Source organism: Pseudomonas putida, assembly GCF_028682635.1.
Lineage (GTDB): Bacteria > Pseudomonadota > Gammaproteobacteria > Pseudomonadales > Pseudomonadaceae > Aquipseudomonas > Aquipseudomonas putida_AE.
Genome location: NZ_JANHLK010000012.1, coordinates 119,262 through 142,726, shown reverse-complemented (window position 1 = coordinate 142,726; position 23,465 = coordinate 119,262). Strand labels below are relative to the sequence as shown.

22 protein-coding genes and 1 riboswitch are annotated in these 23,465 nt (G+C 60.9%); of the genes, 11 read left to right on the top strand and 11 right to left on the bottom strand.

Annotation, left to right across the window (positions count from 1 at the left end; genetic code table 11):
- Positions 1–26 precede the first annotated feature (26 nt).
- Both madL and madM read left to right on the top strand, forming a co-directional pair.
- Positions 27–443 carry a malonate transporter subunit MadL gene (madL, locus tag NPS56_RS16820; RefSeq protein WP_274075627.1) on the top strand — a complete coding sequence of 139 codons (417 nt, stop codon included), beginning with the start codon at positions 27–29 and terminating at the stop codon, positions 441–443.
- 1 nt (position 444) lies between these two features.
- On the top strand, positions 445–1,209 hold the full coding sequence (gene madM / locus NPS56_RS16815) for a malonate transporter subunit MadM (RefSeq protein ID WP_020797401.1): 765 nt from the start codon (positions 445–447) through the stop codon (positions 1,207–1,209).
- Positions 1,210–1,328: 119 nt separating this feature from the next.
- On the opposite strand, the gene NPS56_RS16810 is transcribed toward madM, so the two are convergent.
- The gene (locus NPS56_RS16810; protein WP_274075626.1) at positions 1,329–2,243 is read right to left on the bottom strand and encodes a LysR family transcriptional regulator; all 915 of its coding nucleotides are present in this window, start codon (positions 2,241–2,243) and stop codon (positions 1,329–1,331) included.
- Positions 2,244–2,335: 92 nt separating this feature from the next.
- Between NPS56_RS16810 and trhA the strand changes: the two genes are divergently transcribed.
- Positions 2,336–2,953, top strand: coding sequence for a PAQR family membrane homeostasis protein TrhA (gene trhA / locus NPS56_RS16805; RefSeq protein WP_274075625.1), 618 nt, complete (start codon positions 2,336–2,338; stop codon positions 2,951–2,953).
- A 112-nt stretch (positions 2,954–3,065) separates the two neighbouring features.
- On the opposite strand, the gene NPS56_RS16800 is transcribed toward trhA, so the two are convergent.
- Entirely contained in the window at positions 3,066–3,785 is a 720-nt protein-coding gene (locus NPS56_RS16800) for a 16S rRNA (uracil(1498)-N(3))-methyltransferase (protein ID WP_274075624.1), read from the bottom strand.
- Between the two features lie 179 nt (positions 3,786–3,964).
- Positions 3,965–5,371 (bottom strand): adenosylmethionine--8-amino-7-oxononanoate transaminase, encoded by a 1,407-nt coding sequence (locus tag NPS56_RS16795; protein WP_274075623.1) that lies wholly within the window; start codon positions 5,369–5,371, stop codon positions 3,965–3,967.
- Positions 5,372–5,592: 221 nt separating this feature from the next.
- On the opposite strand from NPS56_RS16795, the gene NPS56_RS16790 reads away from it, so the two are divergent.
- The 3 genes from NPS56_RS16790 (at position 5,593) to NPS56_RS16780 (ending at position 9,138) form a co-directional block, all read left to right on the top strand.
- A complete protein-coding gene (locus tag NPS56_RS16790; protein WP_274075622.1) occupies positions 5,593–7,326 on the top strand; it encodes a flavin monoamine oxidase family protein in 1,734 nt (577 codons plus the stop codon).
- Between the two features lie 640 nt (positions 7,327–7,966).
- Positions 7,967–8,518 (top strand): cytochrome b, encoded by a 552-nt coding sequence (locus tag NPS56_RS16785; RefSeq protein ID WP_274075621.1) that lies wholly within the window; start codon positions 7,967–7,969, stop codon positions 8,516–8,518.
- A 32-nt stretch (positions 8,519–8,550) separates the two neighbouring features.
- Complete coding sequence (locus tag NPS56_RS16780; protein ID WP_154947410.1) at positions 8,551–9,138, top strand: YceI family protein; 588 nt, start codon at positions 8,551–8,553, stop codon at positions 9,136–9,138.
- Between the two features lie 228 nt (positions 9,139–9,366).
- Here NPS56_RS16780 and NPS56_RS16775 read toward each other — a convergent pair whose 3' ends face one another.
- From NPS56_RS16775 to ahcY, 4 genes are all read right to left on the bottom strand, one after another.
- A complete protein-coding gene (locus NPS56_RS16775; protein WP_274075620.1) occupies positions 9,367–11,241 on the bottom strand; it encodes a DEAD/DEAH box helicase in 1,875 nt (624 codons plus the stop codon).
- A gap of 225 nt (positions 11,242–11,466) precedes the next feature.
- Complete coding sequence (locus NPS56_RS16770; RefSeq protein ID WP_274075619.1) at positions 11,467–12,282, bottom strand: substrate-binding periplasmic protein; 816 nt, start codon at positions 12,280–12,282, stop codon at positions 11,467–11,469.
- 190 nt (positions 12,283–12,472) lie between these two features.
- Positions 12,473–13,318, bottom strand: a complete 846-nt coding sequence (gene metF / locus NPS56_RS16765; RefSeq protein WP_274075618.1) for a methylenetetrahydrofolate reductase [NAD(P)H] — start codon at positions 13,316–13,318, stop codon at positions 12,473–12,475.
- A 162-nt stretch (positions 13,319–13,480) separates the two neighbouring features.
- Positions 13,481–14,890 (bottom strand): adenosylhomocysteinase, encoded by a 1,410-nt coding sequence (gene ahcY / locus NPS56_RS16760; protein ID WP_274075617.1) that lies wholly within the window; start codon positions 14,888–14,890, stop codon positions 13,481–13,483.
- Positions 14,891–14,913: 23 nt separating this feature from the next.
- Positions 14,914–15,016, bottom strand: a riboswitch (S-adenosyl-L-homocysteine riboswitch).
- Positions 15,017–15,214: 198 nt separating this feature from the next.
- Here ahcY and NPS56_RS16755 point away from each other — a divergent pair.
- Positions 15,215–15,619 (top strand): acyl-CoA thioesterase, encoded by a 405-nt coding sequence (locus tag NPS56_RS16755; RefSeq protein WP_008057039.1) that lies wholly within the window; start codon positions 15,215–15,217, stop codon positions 15,617–15,619.
- Between the two features lie 71 nt (positions 15,620–15,690).
- Complete coding sequence (locus tag NPS56_RS16750) at positions 15,691–16,578, top strand: formate/nitrite transporter family protein (RefSeq protein WP_274075616.1); 888 nt, start codon at positions 15,691–15,693, stop codon at positions 16,576–16,578.
- On the opposite strand, the gene NPS56_RS16745 is transcribed toward NPS56_RS16750, so the two are convergent.
- Positions 16,579–17,748, bottom strand: coding sequence for an MFS transporter (locus NPS56_RS16745; RefSeq protein ID WP_274075615.1), 1,170 nt, complete (start codon positions 17,746–17,748; stop codon positions 16,579–16,581). It lies immediately after the preceding gene.
- Between the two features lie 268 nt (positions 17,749–18,016).
- On the opposite strand from NPS56_RS16745, the gene NPS56_RS16740 reads away from it, so the two are divergent.
- Both NPS56_RS16740 and NPS56_RS16735 read left to right on the top strand, forming a co-directional pair.
- On the top strand, positions 18,017–18,850 hold the full coding sequence (locus NPS56_RS16740; RefSeq protein WP_274075614.1) for an EamA family transporter: 834 nt from the start codon (positions 18,017–18,019) through the stop codon (positions 18,848–18,850).
- Positions 18,851–18,881: 31 nt separating this feature from the next.
- On the top strand, positions 18,882–19,265 hold the full coding sequence (locus NPS56_RS16735; RefSeq protein WP_274075613.1) for an MAPEG family protein: 384 nt from the start codon (positions 18,882–18,884) through the stop codon (positions 19,263–19,265).
- A 141-nt stretch (positions 19,266–19,406) separates the two neighbouring features.
- On the opposite strand, the gene mltA is transcribed toward NPS56_RS16735, so the two are convergent.
- A complete protein-coding gene (gene mltA, locus NPS56_RS16730) occupies positions 19,407–20,591 on the bottom strand; it encodes a murein transglycosylase A (protein WP_274075612.1) in 1,185 nt (394 codons plus the stop codon).
- A 128-nt stretch (positions 20,592–20,719) separates the two neighbouring features.
- Between mltA and NPS56_RS16725 the strand changes: the two genes are divergently transcribed.
- A complete protein-coding gene (locus tag NPS56_RS16725; protein ID WP_274075611.1) occupies positions 20,720–21,169 on the top strand; it encodes a c-type cytochrome in 450 nt (149 codons plus the stop codon).
- A gap of 49 nt (positions 21,170–21,218) precedes the next feature.
- Here NPS56_RS16725 and NPS56_RS16720 read toward each other — a convergent pair whose 3' ends face one another.
- Complete coding sequence (locus NPS56_RS16720) at positions 21,219–21,614, bottom strand: DUF1090 domain-containing protein (protein WP_274075610.1); 396 nt, start codon at positions 21,612–21,614, stop codon at positions 21,219–21,221.
- 103 nt (positions 21,615–21,717) lie between these two features.
- Positions 21,718–23,391 carry an NAD-dependent DNA ligase LigB gene (ligB, locus tag NPS56_RS16715; RefSeq protein ID WP_274075609.1) on the bottom strand — a complete coding sequence of 558 codons (1,674 nt, stop codon included), beginning with the start codon at positions 23,389–23,391 and terminating at the stop codon, positions 21,718–21,720.
- Positions 23,392–23,465 lie beyond the last annotated feature (74 nt).

Here is a 23,465-nt window from a genome sequence, read left to right as displayed (position 1 = left end):
GACGATGCACTTTGAGGACGACAACAATGATTATTTACGGTGTGGCGCTGCTGGCGCTCTGTACGCTGGCAGGTGTGATCATGGGTGACATGCTCGGCGTCCTGCTGGGGGTCAAATCCAACGTCGGCGGGGTCGGGATCGCGATGATCCTGTTGATCTGCGCGCGGTTGTGGATGCAAAAACGCGGCGGCATGACCAAGGATTGCGAAATGGGCGTTGGCTTCTGGGGTGCCATGTACATTCCGGTGGTGGTGGCGATGGCCGCGCAACAGAACGTGGTCACGGCCTTGCACGGCGGGCCGGTGGCGGTGCTGGCGGCGATCGGCTCGGTGGTGGTGTGCGGCTGCACCATTGCCCTGATCAGCCGGACTCACAAAGGCGAACCCTTGCCCGATGAACCGGCGGAAATTTCCCCCGTCGGCACGCCAGTAGGAGGTCGCTGATATGTGGGATCTCATCGAGAAAGGCCTGGAACACAACGGACTGGTCACGGCATTCGCCTTCGTCGGCGTGATCATGTGGGTGTCAGTCATCCTCTCCAAACGCCTGACCTTCGGGCGCATCCATGGCTCGGCGATTGCGATCGTCATCGGCCTGGTCCTGGCCTGGGTCGGCGGTACCATGACCGGCGGACAAAAAGGCCTGGCGGACCTGACGCTGTTCTCCGGCATCGGCCTGATGGGCGGCGCCATGCTGCGGGACTTCGCGATTGTCGCCACGGCGTTCGAAGTGCAGGCCACCGAAGCGAAAAAGGCCGGCTTGATCGGCGTGATCGCGCTGCTGCTGGGCACGGTGCTGCCGTTCATTGTCGGCGCGTGCATGGCCTGGGTGTTCGGTTATCGTGATGCGGTGAGCATGACCACGATTGGCGCGGGGGCGGTGACCTACATCGTCGGGCCGGTGACCGGTGCGGCGATTGGCGCGACCTCGGATGTGATGGCGCTGTCGATTGCCACCGGGTTGATCAAGGCGATCCTGGTGATGGTCGGCACGCCGATGGCGGCGCGCTGGATGGGCCTGGATAACCCGCGTTCGGCGATGGTATTTGGTGGGCTGGCTGGCACGGTGAGCGGTGTGACGGCGGGGCTGGCGGCGACGGATCGGCGGTTGGTACCTTATGGTGCGTTGACAGCGACATTCCACACCGGGCTTGGGTGCTTGCTGGGGCCTTCGTTGTTGTACTTCATTGTTCGGGGGATTGTTGGCTGATTTCAGATTTTGAGTTGTCTGGGCTGACGCCATCGCCAGCAGGCTGGCTCCCACAGGGGGAATAGGGTTTGCACACCCACTGTGGGAGCCAGCCTGCTGGCGATGGGGGCGACTCGGTTTCAAGCCTGGCGATTGGCATACATCCGGCACTCCGCCAGCAACGCCAGCAAATTCGGATCGCGTTCCTTGGCCTTCAGGAACACCACGCCAATGTGCTGTTGCAACCGATACTTCTCCTGCAACGCAATCAGCTTCACCCGGTTCTCATACACCGCCGCAATCCGCCCCGGCAGCAACGCATACCCGACGCCCGAGCTGACCATGCTCAGCAGGGTGAAGATGTCGTTGACCTGCATCGCTACCTTCGGCTCGAACCCTGCCTGCTCGAATACCCGCTTCCCGTCCTGATGCGTGGCGAAGCCCTGGGTCAGGGTGATGAAGGTTTCGTCGCGGACCTCGGCCAGGTCGACTTCGCTGCGCTGGGCGAACCTGGAGTCGGCGGGCGTGGCGAGGAAGATGTCGTCGGAAAACAGCGGGATCTGCTCGCAATCCGGGTCGTTGATGCTCTCGTCCAGGGACACCAGGATCGCGTCGACTTCCATGTTCTTGAGCTTGTACAACAGGTCGAAGTTGGAGCCCAGGATCAGGTCGATGTTGAGTTCGCTGCGGCGGATCTTCAGGCCCATGATCAGCTGCGGCACGGTCTTCACCGTCAGTGAGTACAGCGAGCCCAGCTTGAAACGTTCCGCGGAAAAGCCGGCGGCTTCGCGGGTCAGGCGCACGGTTTCCACCACATCCTGAATCAGCTTCTGCGCCCGTTCTTCGAGCACGTAGGCGCTTTCCAACGGCGTCAGGTTACGCCCCTCGTGCTTGAACAAGGGGCAGCGCAGGGCGCTTTCAAGGGAGTGGATGGCCCGATGTACGCTAACGTTACTGGTCTGCAATTCGGCAGCGGCGCGGGCCAGGTTGCCTGTGCGCATGAAGGCCAGGAACACCTCGAGTTTTTTCAGGGTCAACTCTTCATCGATCAGCATGGGGTGAACTCTTTTTGGAATAACCCGATTGTGCACGCATGCGGGTTGAATCGCGCAATCGCGCTTTATCGATTTTCGAGGTGGGGTAAACGATGTATCACGGGGAAAGATTGAACGCCTGGACGCATCTGGTCGGGGCAGTGGCGGCGTTTGTCGGTGGTGTGTGGCTGATCGTGGTCGCCAGCCTCGACGGCAGTCCGTGGAAGATCGTCAGCATGGCGATCTACGCCTTCACCTTGCTGGTGCTGTACAGCGCATCGACCGTGTACCACAGCGTGCGCGGACGCAAGAAAGCGATCATGCAGAAGGTCGATCACTTCTCGATCTACCTGTTGATCGCCGGCAGCTACACGCCGTTCTGCCTGGTGACCCTGCGCGGGCCCTGGGGCTGGACCTTGTTCGGGATTGTCTGGGGGCTGGCGCTGATCGGCATCCTGCAGGAAATCAAGCCGAGGTCGGAAGCGCGGGTCCTGTCGATCGTGATCTATGCGGTAATGGGCTGGATCGTACTGGTGGCGGTCAAGCCGTTGCTGGCGGCACTCGGTACTACCGGGTTTGCCTGGCTGGCGTCGGGGGGAATTTTTTATACGGTGGGCATCGTCTTTTTTGCCTTGGACAGTCGACTGCGCCACGCCCACGGGATCTGGCACCTGTTTGTCATCGCCGGGAGCCTGCTGCACTTTGTGGCGATTTTCTTTTACGTCCTTTAGACCGCGTCGCGGCCATCGCCAGCAGGCTGGCTCCCACAGGAGATTTCCAGTGAACTCGAAACGGTGAACACCCAAAATTCAATGTGGGAGCCAGCCTGCTGGCGATAGCGTCCTAGAAGTCACCCCAGAGCTGCTGGGCCACTGCCAGTGCCACAACCGGCGCGGTTTCGGTGCGCAACACTCGCGGGCCGAGGCGGGCGGCATGGAAGCCGCTGGCCTTGGCCTGATCGACCTCGGCATCGGACAAACCACCCTCCGGCCCAATCAAGAACGCCAGCGTCCCGGGCTTGGCGTGGCTCACCAACGGCTCGGCCACCGGATGCAGCACCAATTTCAACTCGGCCTCAGTCTGCTTGATCCAGTCACCCAACAGCACCGGCGGATGAATCACCGGTACCCGTGAGCGGCCGCATTGCTCGCAAGCGCTGATCGCCACCTGGCGCCAGTGCAGCAGGCGTTTGTCGGCGCGTTCGTCCTTGAGGCGGACTTCACAGCGTTCACTGAAGATCGGGGTGATTTCAGTCACGCCCAATTCGGTGGCTTTCTGGATTGCCCAGTCCATGCGCTCGCCACGGGACAAACCCTGGCCGAGGTGGATCTGCAACGGCGATTCCACCTGCCCGGCGAACTGCTCGTTGATCTGGACGACCACGCGTTTTTTCCCGACCTCCACCAGTGTGCCGCGAAATTCATGGCCGGAACCGTCGAACAGTTGCAACGCATCGCCCTCGGCCATGCGCAGCACGCGACCGATGTAATGGGCCTGGGCCTCGGGCAGCTCGTGCTCGCCGGTGCTCAGGGGGGCGTCGATGAAGAAGCGGGACAGTCTCATGCGGGATCTCTGAAAAAGGGTGTGTAGCGTCTGAAGGTCGTGCCGACCTTATCGCTGGCAAGCCAGCTCCTACAGAATATGTGGTTGCGGCAAAAATGTGGGGCGACATCCGACCTGTAGGAGCTGGCTTGCCAGCGAAAGCGGCAGACCAGACACCACAGAAGATCCGGTGAAATCAATCAACCCGGATCACGGAACCCCGGATGAAAGTCCTTCGGCACCGCCACGCTGACGCTCTCGCGGGTGGCGATGTCGATCCCTTCACTGGCCACTTCGGCAAGAAAGTCGATTTGCTCCGGGGTGATTACGTAAGGCGGCAGGAAATACACCACGCTGCCCAACGGCCGCAGCAGCGCACCGCGCTCCAGCGCATGCTGGAACACCTTCAGGCCGCGACGTTCCTGCCACGGATAAGCCTCTTTACTGGCCTTGTCCTTGACCATCTCGATGGCCAGCACCATGCCGGTCTGGCGCACTTCGCTGACGTTCGGGTGATCGGCCAGGTGCGCGGTGGACGAGGCCATGCGCTGGGCCAAAGCCTTGTTGTTCGCGATGACGTTGTCTTCTTCGAAGATATCCAGCGTCGCCAGGGCTGCCGCGCACGCCAGCGGGTTGCCGGTGTAACTGTGGGAATGGAGGAAGGCGCGCAGGGTCGGGTAGTCGTCGTAGAAGGCGCTGTAGACGTCGTCGGTGGTCAGGCACGCCGCCAGCGGCAGGTAGCCGCCGGTCAGGGCCTTGGACAGGCAGAGGAAGTCCGGACGGATGCCGGCCTGCTCACAGGCGAACATCGTCCCGGTGCGGCCGAAGCCGACGGCGATTTCGTCGTGGATCAGGTGCACGCCATAACGATCGCAGGCTTCGCGCAGCAGCTTGAGGTACACCGGGTGGTACATGCGCATGCCGCCGGCGCCCTGGATCAGCGGCTCGACGATCACGGCCGCGACCGTGTCATGGTTTTCGGCCAGGGTCTGTTCCATGGCGGCGAACATGCTGCGCGAGTGTTCTTCCCAGCTCATGCCTTCCGGGCGCAGGTAGCAATCGGGGCTTGGCACCTTGATGGTGTCGAGCAGCAGCGCCTTGTAGGTCTCGGTAAACAGCGGCACGTCGCCCACCGACATCGCCGCCATGGTTTCGCCGTGGTAGCTGTTGGTCAGGGTGACGAAGCGCTTCTTGTTCGGTTGGCCGCGGTTGAGCCAGTAGTGAAAGCTCATTTTCAGCGCGACTTCGATGCACGACGAACCGTTATCGGCGTAGAAACACCGGGTCAGGCCTTCGGGCGTCATCTTCACCAGGCGCTCGGACAGCTCGATCACCGGCTGATGGCTGAAGCCGGCGAGGATCACGTGCTCAAGTTGATCGACCTGATCCTTGATGCGCTGGTTGATGCGCGGATTGGCATGACCGAACACGTTCACCCACCAGGAGCTGACCGCATCGAGGTAGCGTTTGCCTTCGAAATCTTCCAGCCACACGCCTTCACCGCGCTTGATCGGGATCAGCGGAAGTTGTTCGTGATCTTTCATCTGGGTGCAGGGATGCCACAACACCGCGAGATCGCGTTGCATCCACTGATTATTCAGGCCCATGTTCAGTCTCCTCGAGGCGTTCCGTGACATGCGCGGACATACAATCGCGCAAGCCTATGCAATGCGTGCCTCGGGAACAACCCATTGTGTCGATTGAGCTACTTTGTATAGGGCGGTAGACGTTGCTGGCGGGCGTCTGACGGCTGACGTATCCTTCGCGGTTCTAGAGCCGCCTGGCTCGCAAAACCGCTATTTTTTCCTGAATTTCCGGAGTTCGCAGAATGTCTGTCGGTTGGCTGCGCGCCTGTGCGCTGGTGATGTTGGGGCTGTTCAGCGTGTCTGCGCTGGCAAAGGATAAGACCGCGATCGTGATCGGCGGTGGGGTCTCGGGCCTCACGGCTGCTTATGAGCTGCAGAACAAGGGCTGGCAGGTCACGCTGCTGGAAGCCAAGCCGAGCCTGGGCGGTCGCTCCGGCATGGCCACCAGCGAGTGGATCGGCAACAACAAGACCCAGCCGGTCCTGAACAAGTATGTCTCGGAATTCAAGCTGAGTACCACGCCAGCCCCTGAATTCGTGCGCACCCCGAGCTACCTGATCGATGGCGTGTATTACACCGCCGCCGACCTGGCCACCAAGGATCCAACCACGGCTGAAGCGCTCAAGCGCTACGAAAAGACCGTGGACGACCTGGCGCGCTCGATCGAAGACCCGCAAAACCCGTCGGCGAACAACACGCTGCACGCCCTGGACCAGATCAACGTGTCCAACTGGCTCGATCGCCTGACCCTGCCGGCCACTGCCCGTCAGTTGGTAAACCAGCAGATTCGTACCCGTTATGACGAGCCTTCGCGTATCTCGCTGCTGTACTTCGCCCAGCAGAGCAGCGTTTACCGTGGCGTTTCCGACCGTGACCTGCGCGCTTCGCGCCTGGTCGGCGGCAGCCCGGTGCTGGCCCAGGCCTTCGTCAAGCAGCTGAAAACCATCAAGACCAGCTCCCCGGTCTCGGCCATCATCCAGGACAAGGACGGCGTCACCGTCAAGGTCGGCAGCGTCGGCTATCAGGCTGACTACGTCGTACTGGCCGTGCCTCTGCGCGCGCTGAACAAGATCCAGATGACCCCGGCGCTGGACGCCCAGCACCTGGCGGCGATCAAGGGCACCAACTACGGCTGGCGCGACCAGATCATGCTGAAGTTCAAGACGCCGGTGTGGGAACCCAAGGCGCGCATGTCCGGTGAGATCTATAGCAACACCGGCCTCGGCATGTTGTGGATCGAACCGGCCTTGAAGGGCGGCGCCAACGTGGTGATCAACCTGTCCGGCGATAACGCACGGGTCATGCAGGCGTTCGGCGACAAGCAGATGGTCGATCAGGTGCTGATCCGCCTGCACGCGTTTTATCCACAGGCGCGCGGTTCGTTCACCGGTTATGAAATCCGCCGCTACAGCACCGACCCTTCGATGGGCGGCGCTTACCTGGCCTTCGGCCCAGGCCAGATCAGCAAGTTCTGGCGCCTGTGGGAGCGCCCGATCCAGCGCGTAGCCTTTGCCGGCGAGCACACCGACACCTTGTACCCGGGCACCCTGGAAGGCGCATTGCGCACCGGTCAGCGGGCGGCCAGTCAGGTTGAAGACCTGGCGGCGGGCAAATCGTTTGAACCGAAGGCCGCTCCAGTAGCCGCTGCAGCTGCAGCCGGCGCGGTGGCGGCGAAGAAGGGCAACTTCTTCACCAACCTGTTCGGCGGCTCGGATGACGCGAAGAAGCCGGAACCGGTCAAGGCACCAGAACCTGTCGCACCGGCGCCTGCACCAGCGCCGGCACCGACCCCTGCTCCTGCTCCGGTCGAAGCGCCGAAGCCTGCGGCACCGGTGAAAGCGGAGCCTGCGAAGAAGGCCCCGGCCAAAGCGCCGGCGAAGAAAACCGAAACGAAAAAAACCTCGGCCAAGGCACCCGTGAAAAAGACTGAGCAAGCGAAGAAGCCAGCGGCGACCACGGTCACCAAGGCGCAGTAACGTTCAGGCGTAAAAAAAAGCGCGGCCCGAGGGTCGCGCTTTTTTTTGCCTTCCGGTCAGTCCTACACGCCTCAGCGATACATCAGAGACTTCCCACAAGCGAATCAGAAGGGAATGATGGGTAGCGCTTGACCTTGAGTTCTATGCTCTTCAAAAACGGGAGAGCACATGAAAGAAGTGATAGTAATCATCCTATTGATAGCCCTTTTCGGATGTGCAAATGCCGAGCTGTTTACTGAGGAGTACAGCCGGAGATTCGGCCATGAACTGGCCTATAAATGCGATATGAATCCGTACGATCCTGACTGTTTACAGCCGCCTCCCGTGTACCACAATTAGGCAGGGCGCAGACTTCTGAGACCAAGGTTTCGTAACGTTCAGGTGTAAAAACAAACGCGGCTCAGGGCTGCGTTTTTTTTTCGCCTGAAAAAAACCGGGAGCCGAAATCGAATAAACCTTTTGATACAGGTGTTCTCAGGTTTGTATTCACTTTTTTTCACAATCTCGACTTTAATCTTTCCTTAACCCGTGTGTTACAGACTCTTGATCGCATTTTTCGATATTTCAAAGCGAAATTTTCCGCTTTAATTCGATAGATAAATCGATAGTCTTGGGCCAGCACTTACAGGGATCTAGGCAAATGCAGCTACGAAACTCTACTTCCCGCTACGGCTGGGTCAGCATTTTCATGCACTGGGGTGTGGCGCTGGCGGTCGTCGGATTGTTCGCGTTAGGGCTGTGGATGGTCGGGCTCGACTACTACAGCACCTGGCGCAAAGACGCGCCGGACCTGCACAAAAGCATCGGCCTGGTGTTGCTGGGCGTGATGGTGCTGCGGGTGTTGTGGCGCTTCGTCAGTCCGCCGCCACCAACCTTGTCCAGCTACAGCCGCATGACGCGCCTGGGCGCCAGGTTCGGCCATGGCTTTCTGTATCTCAGTCTGTTCGCTGTGATGATTGCCGGTTACCTGATTTCCACCGCAGAAGGTGTCGGTATCCCGGTGTTTGGTTTGTTTGAAGTGCCTGCGCTGGTGTCCGGGCTACCGGACCAGGCAGATACCGCCGGTGTGATCCACCTGTACCTGGCGTGGGTGCTGGTAATTTTTTCCGGCCTCCATGCGTTGGCAGCATTGAAGCACCACTTTATCGACCGTGATGTGACCCTCAAGCGCATGCTGGGTCGCAAAGCCTGAAGTTCAACCTCGACTCCAAAGGAAAACAAAGTATGTTGAAAAAGACTCTGGCCGCTCTGGCAATCGGTTCCGCCCTGTTGTCCGCCGGTAACGCAATGGCCGCTGACTACGTGGTCGACAAGGAAGGCCAGCACGCCTTCGTTGACTTCAAGATCAGCCACCTGGGCTACAGCTTCATCACCGGTACCTTCAAGGACATCGACGGCAAGTTCAGCTTTGACGCTGCCAAGCCTGAAGACAGCAAGATCGAATTCAACGTGAACACCGCCAGTGTGTTCACCAACAACGCAGAACGTGACAAGCACATCTCCAGCAAAGACTTCCTGAACGGCAGCAAAGCCACCTTCGTTTCCACCAGCGTCAAACCTACCGGCAAGAATGCCGCTGGCAAGGACACTGCTGACGTGGCTGGCGACCTGACTATCCTCGGTGTGACCAAGCCAATCGTGGTCAAGGCCACTTTCCTGGGTGAAGGCAAGGATCCATGGGGCGGCTACCGTGCAGGCTTCGAGGGTACTTTCAGCCTCAAGCGTTCCGATTTCGGCAAGCAGAAAGACCTGGGCCCATCGTCCGATGCAGTTGAAATGTACGTGACCTTTGAAGGTGTCAAAGCGAAATAATTTTCGCGCCTGACAAAAAACGCCCGCTGCTCTCTTGAGCGCGGGCGTTTTTTATTTCGCTACACAATCCCCTTGTGGGAGCTGGCTTGCCAGCGAAGGCGTCTTTGAACGTTGCGTCGGTCTTTCGGACGCCTTCGCCGGCAAGCCGGCTCCTACAGGTTTTGTGTTCAGGCATAAAAAATGCCCCGGGCTTTTCAGCGCGGGGCATTTTTTTATTGCAGCGACAAATCAGCGATTGCGGGTCAGCAATGCCGGTTTTTCACCGCGAGGACGGCTTGGCAGTTGATCCAGCTGCTCAGGTGTCGGGAAGCGATCGGCCTTCGACTCCTTGTGCATGATCTTCGGCGCAGGACCGCGCGGGTTCTGCACGGCCGGTTCCGAACGCGGTTGATCGTCACGGGCCGGGCGGCGGTTGCGCGAGTCTTCGCGACGGGCCTGGCCATCACGTGGTGCGCCGCTGCGTGGACCGCTGCGCTTGGCTGGCGGGGTGCCGGTACTGGCGCCATCGCTGTTGCGCGGACCGTTCTGGCGGCCACCCTGTGGCTTGCCGCCACGAGGAGCGCCCGAACCGGCGGCGGTGCCTTGTGCCGGTGCACCTGGACGACGACCACGGCCCTGGGCAGGTTTCTGCTGTGGCACGTAGTCGACGCGGTTACCGAAGTTATCGATATCGTCGTCCAGGAACTCGTCCGGAGCACGATCAGCCGCGGCACGCGGCGCCTGGCTTGGCTGGCGCTGTTCGCGGGCCGGGGTGCCTTCGCGCGGCTTTTGCTGACGGGCCGGACGCTCACCGCGCTCGGCCGCCGGTTTTTCCTTGCCCTTGTCCTTGCCCTTGTCCTTGCGACCGCCACCACCGCCGCCGCCATTCGGACCATCACCGCGCGGGCCACGTGGATTGCGCGGGTTGCGCACGTCCGGACGCTCGCGTGCTTCAGGCTTCTCGGCTTCCACAGCGCTGATATCGAAGCCCATCAGGTCGCCGTCGGCGATTTTCTGCTTGGTCATGCGCTCGATGCTTTTCAGCAGTTTTTCTTCGTCCGGGGCCACCAGCGAGATCGCCTCGCCCGAACGACCGGCACGGCCGGTACGACCGATACGGTGCACGTAGTCTTCATCGACGTTCGGCAGTTCGAAGTTGACCACGTGTGGCAACTGGTCGATGTCCAGGCCGCGAGCCGCGATATCGGTGGCAACCAGGATGCGCACGGTACCGGCCTTGAAGTCGGCCAGGGCTTTGGTGCGCGCGTTCTGGCTCTTGTTGCCGTGGATCGCGACGGCGCTCAGGCCGTGTTTGTCCAGGTACTCGGCCAGGCGGTTGGCGCCGTGCTTGGTGCGGGTGAACACCAGGACCTGTTCCCAGGCACCGGCGGTGATCAGGTGCGCCAGCAGCGAACGCTTGTGGTTGGCCGGCAGGCGGAATACGCGCTGTTCGATGCGCTCGACCGTGGTGTTCGGCGGCGTGACTTCGATGCGTTCCGGGTTGTGCAGCAACTTGCCGGCGAGGTCGGTGATGTCCTTGGAGAAGGTCGCCGAGAACAGCAGGTTCTGGCGTTTGGCTGGCAGACGGGCCAGGACTTTCTTCACGTCATGGACAAAACCCATGTCGAGCATGCGGTCAGCTTCGTCCAGCACGAGGATTTCCACGTGGGACAGGTCGACGCTGCCTTGGCCGGCGAGGTCGAGCAGGCGGCCAGGGCAGGCCACCAGCACGTCGACGCCACGGGACATGGCCTGGACCTGCGGGTTCATGCCGACGCCACCGAAGATGCAGGCGCTGACGAACTTCAGGTCACGGGCATAGACCTTGAAGCTTTCGTGAACTTGCGCCGCGAGTTCGCGAGTAGGGGTCAGGACCAGTACGCGCGGTTGGCGCGGGCCGTGACGCTGGGATTTGTCCGGGTGACCGTTGGGGAACAACCGCTCCAGGATCGGAAGGGCGAAACCGCCGGTTTTACCAGTACCTGTCTGTGCCGCGACCATCAGGTCGCGACCTTGCAACACGGCGGGAATGGCCCGCTGTTGCACCGGAGTAGGCTCGGTATAGCCCGCTGCCTCGATGGCGCGGACTAAAGCCTCGGAGAGACCGAGGGAAGCAAAGGACATGAGTAATCCTGTTCTAAGTTAGGGCTTGGCCCAATGGGAGTCTTGCCTGGCGCGAATGGCGTTTATGGGGAACGCAATCCCGTCCGGTCCTGCTTCGGTCACGAAGGCTCGTCTGGAGCGCTCGCGCGGGCTGAAAAGCTGCGCTGTAGCGGGGTCGAGATGCCTTGAACGGTTCCGAGCGTCCGGGCGTGAGCCTGGCGGGAAGGCCGGAGTATAACAGAGCAATCACTGCGCGCCGCTTTCCTGCTGCTCAACGGTTTTTTCCGTGTTGGCCGTGGTTCGTGCGGGGTTGACGATAATGGCCGGGGCGGCGCCATAGCGCGCGCTGAGTTCGGCGTAGGCCGGTTCGCGCTTGAAGCGTTTGAGTTCGGCGCCGAAGCGCTGCACCAGCAGGTCCATGCCGGCATTGCGGCGCACTGCCAGAAACTGGCTCTGCTGACTGATGATCGTGGGGTTTTCGGTGATCTTGTTACGGATGTTCAGTTCGTCGAGCAGATGCTGGCCGACCCGGCGGTCGGTGATCAGCAGGTCGATACGCCCGCGCACCAGCTTGCCGAAGTTCGCTTCATGGCTGGGGGCCGGTTCCCGGGTGAACAGGGTCGAGTCCCGAAAGTCCTGGCTGTACAGGTAGCCGGGAGAGATGCCGATGGTCAGGCCGCGCAGTTCGTCCAGGGTGCGAAACGGATGGGGCCGGGCATTGGCGTAGAACATCACGAACTGGACTTCCGAGAGCGGTTCGCTGGGGTAGAGCAGGGTCGCATCGCGCTCTTCGCTGTGGAATATGTCCAGTGCACCGTCCGCCTGGCCGGTTTCGAGCATCGACAGGCAGCGTTTCCAGGGCAGGAATTGCCATTCCACTTCGATGCCCAGGCGCTTGAAGACGATGGCGGTGGTTTCGTAGTCCAGCCCCAGGGCCTTGCCGTTTTCCTCGTACACGTAAGGTGCCCAGGGTTCGGTGACAATGCGCAATTTCTCGCCCCTAGCGGCAAAGCTAAGGCAAGTGATAACGAGCAGGGCGATTAACTGCGTGATCAAAGGCATGGGCTTGAGATTACGACGAGAAACGCGAAAGAGCCAGAAACTGGCAGCAGATGCTCTAACTCCGTGGATTGCCGCACAATAAAAGTGCGTGAAAGCAAAAGATCGCAGCCTTCGGCAGCTCCTACAGGGATTACACATTTCCCCTGTAGACGCTGTCGAAGGCTGCGATCTTTTGATCTTGCCTTGATGCTTAACGCGGCAACTTCAGGTTGTTCCACACCGCAAGGCTCGCTTCAGCCTGGTTCAGCGTGTAGAAGTGCAGCCCTGGCGCGCCGCCCTGGAGCAGGCGTTCGCACATTTCGGTGATGACTTGCTCGCCGAAACGCTGAATGCTCTGGGTATCGTCGCCGTAGGCTTCCAGTTGCTTGCGGATCCAGCGTGGGATTTCCGCACCGCAGGCATCGGAGAAGCGGGCCAGCTTGCTGTAGTTGGTGATCGGCATGATCCCCGGCACGATCGGAATGTTCACACCCTTGGCCCGCACACGCTCGACAAAGTAGAAGTAGCTGTCGGCGTTGAAGAAATACTGGGTGATCGCACTGTCGGCGCCAGCGTTGGCCTTGCGCACGAAGTTGTCGATATCGTCTTCGAAGTTGCGTGCCTGCGGATGCATTTCCGGGTAGGCGGCGACTTCGATGTGGAAATGATCGCCGGTTTCTTCACGAATGAATTCAACCAGGTCGTTGGCGTGGCGCATTTCGCCGCTGGCCATGCCCATGCCCGAAGGCAGGTCACCGCGCAACGCGACGATGCGCTGGATGCCGGCGGCCTTGTACTGGCTCAGCAGGCCGCGCAGGTCGGCCTTGCTGTCGCCGACGCAGGACAGGTGCGGTGCGGCCGGGACTTTGACTTCGCTTTCGAGCTGCAACACGGTGTTGAGCGTACGATCACGGGTCGAACCGCCGGCGCCGTAGGTGCAGGAGAAGAAATCGGGGTTGTACGTGGCCAGCTGGCGGGCAGTGGCGAGCAGCTTTTCATGCCCAGCGTCGGTCTTGGTAGGGAAGAACTCGAAGCTGTAGCGACGATCTTGGGACATGGTCATATCCTTGGAAACACGTAAGCCTGGAAGACGTGCACATCCCCATGTGGGAGCGGGCTTGCTCGCGAAAGCGGTGGGTCAGACAACATTTATGTCGAATGATGAACCGCCTTCGCGAGCAAGCCCGCTCCCACAAGGGAGAGCAGGCTGCAGATCCGATCAGTAGCGGTAAGCGTGCGGCTTGAACGGACCTTCGACGGTCACGCCGATGTAGTCGGCTTGGGTCTTGGTCAGTTGAGTCACGACGCCGCCGAAACCGCGGACCATTTCCAGGGCCACTTCTTCGTCGAGTTTCTTCGGCAGTACTTCAACGGTCAGGCGCTCGGCTTTCTGGGCTGGCGACAGGTCGGCGTACTTCTGGCCGAACAGGAAGATCTGCGCCAGTACCTGGTTGGCGAACGAACCGTCCATGATGCGGCTTGGGTGGCCAGTGGCGTTGCCCAGGTTAACCAGGCGGCCTTCAGCCAGCAGGATCAGGTAGTCGTCGTTCTGCGGGTCGAAATCGCCAGCGCCGGTACGGTGGATCTTGTGAACCTGCGGCTTCACCTCTTCCCATGCCCAGTTCTTGCGCATGAAAGCGGTGTCGATTTCGTTGTCGAAGTGGCCGATGTTGCAGACAACAGCACGCTTCTTCAGGGCTTTGAGCATGTTCGCGTCGCAAACATTGACGTTACCGGTGGTGGTCACGATCAGGTCGATCTTGCCCAACAGCGCCTTGTCGATGCTGTCTTCGGTGCCAGTGTTGATACCGTCGATGAACGGCGAAACCAGTTCGAAACCGTCCATGCAGGCTTGCATGGCGCAGATCGGGTCGACTTCGGAGACTTTAACGATCATGCCTTCCTGACGCAGGGACTGGGCCGAGCCCTTGCCCACGTCACCGTAGCCGATGACCAGCGCTTGCTTGCCGGACAGCAGGTGGTCGGTACCACGCTTGATGGCATCGTTCAGGCTGTGACGGCAGCCGTACTTGTTGTCGTTCTTGCTCTTGGTCACCGAGTCGTTGACGTTGATGGCCGGGATCTTCAGCTCGCCCTTGGCCAGCATGTCCAGCAGGCGGTGCACGCCGGTGGTGGTTTCTTCGGTCACGCCGTGAACGCGGTCCAGTACCTGTGGGTACTTCTTGTGCAGCAGCTCGGTCAGGTCGCCGCCGTCGTCGAGGATCATGTTGGCGTCCCATGGCTGGCCATCCTTGAGGATGGTCTGCTCCAGGCACCACTCGTACTCTTGCTCGGTTTCACCTTTCCAGGCGAAAACCGGGATGCCGGCAGCGGCGATGGACGCAGCAGCCTGGTCCTGAGTCGAGAAAATGTTGCAGGACGACCAGCGTACTTCGGCACCCAGGGCAACCAGGGTTTCGATCAGCACGGCGGTCTGAATGGTCATGTGGATGCAGCCGAGGATCTTCGCGCCCTTGAGCGGTTGCTCTTCGGAGTACTTGCGACGCAGACCCATCAAGGCCGGCATTTCCGATTCGGCGATGATGGTTTCGCGACGGCCCCAGGCAGCCAGGGACATGTCGGCGACTTTGTAATCGTTAAAATCTGCAGGCGTGATAACAGCGCTCATGAAGAGCCTCCATTCGTAATGTATGCGAATGGGCGCCGTTGTGCGTTTAGTGTCTGGCTGATGACAGCCAAGCAACGCCCCATCCGAGCCTGACAGGTTGAACCTGCTGCAGCGCCCCTCGGACAGGTGGCGGGAAAACGGTAGCAAGTGAAGATTACCGTTTTGAAACGGGGGCGATTATAGCGGGCTATGCTGATCTTCCAAAGGGTTTCTGTTGGTCAATGTCCGAACGGTAATCGAGACCATAGTCGATGCTCAATAGAGCTCTGGCCCGGGGTCTGCCAAGATAGTGCCCATCATTCGGCAAGACGCTCAGGAGTGAACATGAATTTCCACACCCGCAAATGGGTTAAACCCGAAGACCTCAACCCCAACGGCACGCTTTTCGGCGGCAGCCTGCTGCGTTGGCTCGACGAAGAAGCGGCGATCTACGCGATCGTCCAGCTGGGTAACCAGCGCGTGGTCACCAAGTACATTTCCGAAATCAACTTCGTCAGCGCCTCGCGCCAGGGCGACATCATCGAGCTGGGTATCACCGCTACCGAGTTCGGTCGCACCTCGATCACCCTCAAGTGCGAAGTGCGCAACAAGATCACCCGCAAAAGCATCCTGACGGTGGAGAAGATCGTTTTCGTCAACCTGGGCGAAGACGGGTTGCCGGCGCCACACGGCCGCACCGAGATCAAATACGTCAAAGACCAGTTCAAGGATGAAGGCGCCGTCGAATAATTTGAGGATGACGAACGGAATCTGAACCGCGCGGGTCGTAACTACATCGCAGCCAGCGGTTCAGGAGTTCCATGGACACTCGAAAAGACGGCAAGACCCCCGACCTCTCGGCAAAAGAACAGCACGAAGTCGAAAAAAACCAGCCGCCACGCGCGGCGGTTCTGCACGAAATCATCCGCACCCAGGGCAATCAGGAGCTGGAACGCAGCGTTGCCGCCCTGTGGTGGTCGGCGCTGGCCGCAGGCCTGACCATGGGCCTGTCGCTGATGGGCATGGGCTTGCTCAATTCCCGGCTACCGGACGGCGAAGGATTCAAGGTCATCGCCAGTTTCGGCTACTGCGCCGGTTTCCTCGCGGTGATCCTCGCCCGCCAGCAACTGTTCACCGAAAACACCCTGACCGCCGTGCTGCCGATCATGAGCAAACCCACGCTCGGCAACTTCGGCCGGTTGTTGCGGCTGTGGTCGGTGGTGCTGGTGGGCAACCTCTGCGGCACCTTGCTGGTAGCCTACGTCATGCTGGAGCTGCCGATTTTCGACAGCAAGACCGACGTGGCCTTCCTCGACATCGGCCGCAAGGTCATGGAAAACGACGTCGACCAGATGTTCGCCAAGGGCATCATCTCGGGCTGGATGATCGCCACCATGGTCTGGATGATTCCGTCCATGGAGAGCGCCAAGATGTGGATCATCATCCTCATCACCTACCTCATGGCGCTGGGGGATTTCACCCACATCGTGGTCGGTTCGCTGGAAGTCGGTTATCTGGTGTTTGCCGGCGAGCTGCCGTGGAAGGATTTCTGGCTGGTGTTCGCCGGGCCGACGCTGGTGGGCAACATCGTGGGAGGCAGCTTCATCTTCGCCTTGATCAGCCATGCGCAGATTCGCAGCGAGAGTGGGCCGCCAAAAGAACCAGCGGATCAGGCTGGAAAACCCGATCCGCAGGAGATCAGGAAATGATCAGCCCGGCACATTCACCGCAGCGCCAGCGCGCCGTTGCAGGTAGATGAAATACAGCGCGGCCAGCACGGTCAGGCCACTGACCGCTGCACCGGTCCACGGCAGGTCCGCGAGGTCGGCACCGCTGGCGACCACCAGCCCGCCTATCCAGGCACCTGCCGCGTTGCCGAGGTTGAATGCGCTCTGGTTGAGCGTTGAGCCCAGATTGGGCGCTTCATGGGCCTGGTCGATGATCAGCAGTTGCAGGATCGGGCACAGGGCGAAGGCAAAAATGCCCCACAGCACCAGGGTGATCGCGGCCGGAATCAGCGAGTGGCTGGTCTGGCTGAACGCGGCCAATACCACCACCACGGCCAGCGCCATGCCGACCAGTGAAGGCAGCAGGCGGCTGTCGGCCAATCGTCCGCCGAGCATGCTGCCCGCCGTCAGACCCACGCCGAACAGCAACAGCATGATGGTCACGCCATGGGGGCTGACGCCGGTGATGTCCTGCAGGATCGGCGCGATGTAGGTGAATACGCTGAACAAACTGGTCGAGGCCAGCACGCTCATGCCCAACGCCAGCAGCACGTTGGCCTTGCCCAGCACTTTGAACTCGCTGGCCAGGTTGGCTTTGTCCATCGCGATGTGCTTTGGCAACCAGACCCATTGCGCAATGGCCGCGATCACACCGATCACCGATACCGCCCAGAACGTCGAACGCCAGCCGGCGTACTGCCCAAGCGCGGTGCCCAGTGGCACCCCAAGCACGTTGGCCAGGGTCAGGCCGGTGAACATCATGGCAATGGCCTGGGCCCGTTTGTTCGGCGCCACCAGGCCGGCGGCGACCACCGAGCCGATACCGAAGAACGCGCCATGACACAGCGCGGTGATCACCCGCGCGGCCATCAGCGTGGCGTAATTGGGGGCCATGGCGCAGAGCATGTTGCCGAGGATGAACATCAGCGTCATGCCCAGCAGTGTCGCCTTGCGCGGCATGTTGGCGGTGCCGACCGCGAGGATCGGTGCGCCGAACACCACGCCCAGGGCGTAGCCGGTGATCAGCAGTCCGGCGTCGGGAATGCTCACCGCGAGGTCGCGGGCAACATCGGGCAACAAGCCCATGATGACGAATTCAGTGGTGCCGATGCCGAACGCGGCAACAGCAAGGGCAAGCAAGGCGAGTGGCATGCGCAAGGTCTCTGTCGGTAGTCTTGACGCTTTGATCAGGCATACGCATGCCAAGGACCGGTCTCGATGAGAGCGGTCGGAGGCATTTTTATTGGAATTAGGTGTGCGCAACTGAGTGCGGCGTGGTCGGTTGCAGTATAAACAGCTGCTGACATATGGCGAATCAGTTCTTGTAGGAGCCGGCTTGCTGGCGATGGCGTCCCTGAAATCGCCATCGCCAGCAAGCCGGCTCCTACAAGGGGGCGATCCACAAGAAAAGGAGTAGGCCGTGCTTGCGACGGCGTTGGTGTTGGTGGCGGCGCTGCTGCATGCGGCGTGGAATACCCTGATCAAATTCAGTGCCGAGCGTTTGCTGGTGGTGGCCTGCATGGACAGCGTGGCGTTGCTATTCGTCGCGCTGATGCTGCCGTTCGTGCAGCTGCCGCCGCTGGAAATCTGGCCATGGATTCTTGCCTCGGCTGCGTTCGAGTTGCTCTACCGCTATTTGCTGATCCAGGCCTATCGGGTCGGCGACCTCGGGTTGGTCTATCCGTTGATGCGCGGTTTATCGCCGCTGGTGGTGTTGGCGCTGACGCTGATTTTTGCCGGGGAGGTGCTGACTAACCAGCAGATTTTCGGAATCCTGCTGATCCCGCTCGGCATGCTTTGCCTGCTCTGGCAGGGGGGAGGCGGTGCACGCTTGCCGTGGTCGATGCTGCCGGTGGTGGCGCTGATCGGCTTGTGCATCGGTTGCTACACCTTCATCGACGGCCAGGCGCTGCGGCGCTGGTCGCATCCTCTGGATTACCTGGTCTGGGTGACGTTGCTCAGTGCCTGGCCGTTTCCATTGCTGGCCTGGGTACGCAAACGGCCGGCGTTCAAGTTGTTTTGGCGCGAGCAGTGGCGCCTGGGTCTGGCGGTCGGATTCTGCGTGTTGTTCAGCTACGCTCTGGTGCTGTGGGCCATGCAGCTGGGCTCGATTGCCGAAGCGGCTGCCTTGCGCGAGATCAGTGTGATTCTGGTGGTGCTGTTCGGCATGCGTTACCTGAAAGAACCTTTCGGCGGCCCAAGGCTCTTAGCCTGTGGGCTGGTGTTGGTCGGCATGCTGGTGATGAAATTCTGACTGTTCTGAAACGTGAAGAAGGGACTGCTTTATGACGGTTGCTCTGTGGTGCATTTTGATCGCGATTTTTCTGCCTTATGTCTGTACAGGCATCGCCAAGGCCAGTGGCGGGTTTCGTCTGAGTGACAACCATGATCCCCGTGACTTTCTCGAGTCGCTCAATGGTTTGGCCAGGCGCGCGCATGCGGCGCAACTGAACAGCTTCGAAGTGACCCCGGCGTTCGCGGCGGCAGTGATCGTGGCGCATCTGGTGGGCAATGCGGAGCTGGTGACGATCAATGTGCTGTCGGTGTTGTTCATCACCAGTCGGCTGCTGTACATCATTTTCTATCTGGCCGACTTGGCGATTTTGCGGTCGTTGGCGTGGTTTGTGGGGATGGGGTTGATTGCTGCGTTTTTCGTTGTGTCGGTCTGAATTTTCACCGCCATAAAGGGCCTCTTCGCGAGCAAGCCCGCTCCCACACTGGATAACCTTCAACACAAAGTCTGTGTCCACTGAAGATCCGATGTCGGAGCGGGCTTGCTCGCGAAGGCGATTGACCAGGCAGCGCAAATCTCAGGGATTTGGTTTAGCCGCATCCGCCACCTGCGGCACTTGTGGCAGCGCCGCGCCTTTGGGCCAAAGCATCCAGATCTGTCCTTGCTGCTTCATGTCTCCCGCCAGTTGCCCGGCCGCCTCGCCGGTGCCCCAGAACAGATCCGCACGAACCTCGCCGGCAATCGCGCCGCCGGTGTCCTGGGCCGCCACCGGGCGTACCAGGGCAGTGCCGTCCGGTTTGGTGGTGGACAACCACAACAGGCTGCCCAGCGGAATCACCTTGCGATCCACCGCTGCGCTGTAACCGGCCGTCAATGGCACGTTCAGCGAACCGCGCGGCCCTTCGTTGCTATCCGGGTTACGAGTGAAAAACACATAGCTCGGGTTGCTGCCGAGCAGTTCCGGAATGCGCGAAGGATTGGCCTTGGCCCAGTTGCTGATGGCGCCCATGGTCACGTCTTCTTTTTTCAGCTCGCCTTGCTCCACCAGCCAGCGCCCGATGGGCCGGTACGGGTGGCCATTCTGGTCGGCGTAGGCGATGCGCAGTTGCCGGCCGCTGTCGAGCTGGATACGGCCTGAACCCTGGATCTGCAGGAATTGCAGGTTCATCGGGTCGGTCAACCAGGCCACCACTGGCGCCTTGACTCCTTTGCTCTCGATGGTTGCGGCATCGTCGTACGGCTTGAGCACGCGGCCCTCAAGTCGACCGCGCAGGCGTTTGCCTTTGAGTTCCGGGTAGATGCTGTCCAGCGAGACGATGATCATGTCTTCGGGCACGCCGTACACCGGGATGTTCGCCGTTGTGGTCTGGGTAAGGCTGCCCGGGTAGACCGGTTCGTAGTAGCCAGTGATCAGGCCGTTGGGGTTGTCGTTGGCGGCGCGCAGGCCGTAGACATCCAGGTTCTGCTTGAGGAAGCCGCGAATGTCATTGGCGCTCTGCGGCACGTTGGCCGCCGCTGCGCAGGTGCCGCCCCAGACCGGGTCGGCCTTGAGTCGGGTGCAGGCGCTGCGCCAGGAACCGAAACCGGCGACGAGGTCGCTGTCGGAGACTGCCGGCAATGCTTCCCAGGTGGCACTCGAGTAGGTGGCCAGGGCGTGGGTCTTCGGTTGTTTGTCTTCACCGCCGGTGCAGCCTGCGAGCACGGCTACGATCGGAAGCGTCCAGGCCAGGGGGTGACACCAGGCCTTGAAACGGCTGTTCATTGGATAATTCCTTTGCCGGTTGCCTGAGTGTCGAGTGCGCTCATGCAACCCGTATTGATAATAGGGGTATTGGTGTTTACCGGTGACGCGAGGATACTGGCCGACGTTTTCCGCGACCTGAAGCCACCATGACTCTTAAAAGACTTTCTGTTGTATTGCTGGCCTGCCTCACGCTGTCCGCTTGTGGCGGCGTCGACCCCAATTCGCCCCTCGGCCAGCGCAAGGCCATTTTCAAACAGATGCTCAAGACCGGTGAAGACCTGGGCGGGATGCTGCGTGGCCGTATTGCATTCGATGGCCCCAGATTCGCTGAGGGCGCGGTGAAACTCGATGCGCTGTCCCATGAGCCGTGGAAACATTTTCCGCAGGTGCGTGAAGAAGATCACACCAGCGCCAAGAGTGATGTCTGGGAGAAGCAGGCACGCTTTGAGCAGATGGCTCGCAGCCTGGAAACTGCCACCGGCGAACTGGTGATCGCCAGTCAGGTTCAACCCTACAAGGCCAGTAACCTGGGGCCGGCGGTACAGAAGGTCGAAGATGCCTGCAGTGCGTGCCATAAGGAGTTTCGGGATCATTGACCTTTAGGAGGGCTTGAGGCCGCCAAGAGGATCGCTGGCAAGCCAGCTCCTACCTGTCCAGTTCGTCCACCGCTTCCTGCAATTCCTTGCGGGACTCGGCGAGTTTGTCCTTGCGCTTGTTGATCTTCTCGGCGTCGCCTTGTTTCATGGCTTTGTCGAGGTCGGCCTGGCGCTTGCTGACTTCGTGCTTGGCGTCCAGCACCTTGTTTTCCCGTTCTTTCTTCAGCGAGGCATCGGTGCAATTGGCGCTGATTTCGCTCAAAGCCTTCTCCAGACCGGCCTGCTGGTCGGTATTGCCGCGGGATTTGGCCAATTCGATCTGATTGATGATGCCTTGTTTCTTGGCCGCGCAACCGGTCAGGCCCGGGGCGTCTTCGACAGCCATCAGGGGCGTGGCCATTACGCTGCAAAGGGTCAAAAGGACCAGCGGTGGAAGAAATTTCATAAAAGCTCCAGGTGAAAAGGCATTCGTGTCGATGCAGCGATGGCATGTTTGAGCCCATCGGGACTATTGGGTTCCCGGGCGCACGGACGTCACCGGGTCAAGACTAAAAACCGTCCATGCCGGCCCGGCGCAGCGTTTCACTCAGGGCCAGGACCTGCGGATCGCGGAAAAATGCGCTCAACTGTGTCGCGCGTCCTGGTCCGATGTCGGGCTGGGCCTGCCATTGCTCGATGTCTCGTTGCGCCAGCTCATGCCATGAATCGCCGAGGTACGCCCGGCCGGTCGGAGGCATGCCCAGGGCCTTGAGCCAGCGGGCGAACGGGCGTTGCCGGGCACTCTCGAAACTGGTGGCCAACCGGGCAGCGCTGCGCTCGCCGAAACCGTCAATGTTAGCAAGCTCTTGAGCATCGAGGGTCAACCAATCCAACAGGCTGTTCAGGCGACCTGTTTCAAGAAGTTTTTCCCAAGTGCCGGGGCCGACATGGGGCAGGGCCAGTCCGTGCTTGCCGCTGAGCCAGGTCAGGCGCGCGAGGAACTGGCTTTCGCATCCCGGGGTTGGCTGCCAACAGCTCAAGGGATGGAAGTCGGCTGCCAGCGGCACGTTCATTTCCACGCGTTCGGTACTGCGCAGCACCACGCCATCGAGCCTGGGAATGGTCAGCCCGGCGAGGCTGATGGCCACCTGGTCGCCCGGTCGAATATCCAGGGTTTGCCAACGTTGCAGGGAGCTGACGCTGACGCGCTTGATCTGCTGGTCATCGAGGGTTACCGGGGTCAACTCCAGCACGGGGGTGATCCGCCCCGTGCGGCCAATCTGGAAGTGAACCTTGCGCACCTCGGCCAGTGTCTGGGCGAAGGGATACTTCCAGGCAGCGATCCAGTACGGCGCCTTTGCCTGCCAGCGATTGGCAGGTGGGCGCTGCGCCTGGCGCAGGACAATCCCGTCGCTGGCGAACGGCAGGGGCGAGCGATACCAGTGATCACGCCAGCGTTCGACATCGTCCACTGAAGTGATGGCCTGGGTGTACTGCGCGGTACCGGCGAAACCCAGTTTTTCCAGCTCCGCGATACGGGCCGGCAAGTTCGTCGGGCCGTGGGGCCATTCCCAGGCAAACAGGCCGATCCCCTCGGCCTGCCCGACGCTCAACGTCTTGCGCGCCATCAAGCCGGCTACTGTGCCGCGGGCGTTGAGGCTGCCGTCGGTGGCTTGCACGTGGTCCGTCAGGCGCCAGTAGAGCTCACCTTGCACCACCAGGTCCCGTGGCTCTGACAGGCGTTGCGGAATGTCGGCGATCTGGCGCGCCGACGCGGTCCAGTCCTGGCCCTGCACACCGTCGCCGCGACTGATCGCCTGTGCCAGCAGGCCTTGGCGGTACACCAGCGTCACCGCCACGCCGTCGACCTTGGGCTGCGCCCAGACATCCGCGCGATCACGCAGCCAGTGTTCGACGGCGCGACCGTCACGCAGTTTTTCCAGGCCGGTATGAGGCACCGGGTGGACCAGCGGTCCGGTCGCGGTGCGCAATGGATCGGTGGCCACACCGAGGCTGAAGCATTGGCGCCACTCGGCCAGGCGTGCCAGGGACTGATCGTAGAGTTCGTCGGCAATCAGCGAGCGACCTTCACGGTGATAGCTGTCATCCCAACGCTCGATCTGTTTTTGCAGCGCGGCGATTTCCTGCGCGGCACGTGCGGGGGGCCAGGCGGGGCATTCGTCAGCAGTAGTGTCCAGGCAAACGAAAGTCAGGAGTAAAGCGGTCAGCAGGCGGGGCAGCATCGTGAGCGTCCTTGCTCGATGGAGGTGCCTGAAGGTTAGTCAGCAGTGGGCGGGTGGTAATGCGGGATTGTTTC